The sequence below is a fragment of the Oleiphilus sp. HI0117 genome (genome assembly GCF_001635235.1).
On record NZ_LWGA01001166.1, the window covers coordinates 1 to 899 of the forward strand.

Genomic DNA, 899 nt, shown 5'->3' on the forward strand with positions numbered 1-899 from the left:
TTGACTGACTTACGCTGCTTTCGATGCTTTTTCACCTCACGGTGAAGCCAGCAGGTTAAGGTCTTCTCGTAGTCATCCAGCTTACTCGGCGACTTCCTTGCAGGGTAGCTTGGGTCTAAATTTCTATTATTGAGGTATTTACGAACAGTAATTCGTGACAATCCGGTCTTCCGAGCAATCGATCGAATCGATTGTCCCTCCCGAATATGCGAGCGTCGAATTACGCTTAGTAGAGCCACGTCTATCACTCCATTTTCTCCTGCTTTGCTGAAGCAGGGATAGGTTTATACGTGGGTCAAAATTCGATGCAAATATATGGCTTTAGTGGGTCAGTTTTGGGTGCAAATCAACAGCTAGGGAAGGAAATTATTGTTAAACAAGGCATCCGGGTATCCCTTGCCAACAATGGTGAAGAAGGCTACGAGAAAGCCATAAAAGGCAATTTCGATTTCATATTAATGGACATGCAAATGCCTTTAATGGATGGCTGCCAAGCTACCGAAAAGATACGGGAAAGCAATCAGAAGATCCCTATCATCGCGATGACCGCAAATGCCATGGCAGAAGACAAAGCAAAATGTCTTGCCTCGGGCATGAATGACTACGTGACCAAGCCCGTCAATGACAATGAGCTCTTTTCTGCCATTCTCAAACATGTCAAAGGCATCAGACAAAAGCAAAATCAAGCGCTATGCCCTCAGGAACAGCACCTTTCGGAACCAATCGAGCAGGTACAAACTGCCTCTGCGCCAGAGGAAAGCAGAATAAGTCAGGAGCTGTCGACTGAAGTCGAGGAAGTCGAGGAAGTCGAGGAAGTCGAGGAAGTCGAGGAAGTCGAGGAAGTCGAGGAAGTCGAGGAAGTCGAGGAAGTCGAGGAAGTCGAGGAAGTCGAGGAAGTC

Annotated in this window: 1 protein-coding gene and 1 pseudogene; one reads left to right on the plus strand and one right to left on the minus strand. The window is 47.1% G+C overall.

Annotation, left to right across the window (positions count from 1 at the left end; translation table 11 throughout):
- A pseudogene (locus A3757_RS25875) lies at positions 1 to 248 on the minus strand (IS21 family transposase); the annotation flags it as partial.
- Positions 249 to 290: 42 nt separating this feature from the next.
- Here A3757_RS25875 and A3757_RS20675 point away from each other — a divergent pair.
- On the plus strand, positions 291 to 899 hold a 609-nt coding region (locus A3757_RS20675), incomplete at its 3' end, for a response regulator (protein WP_156499801.1).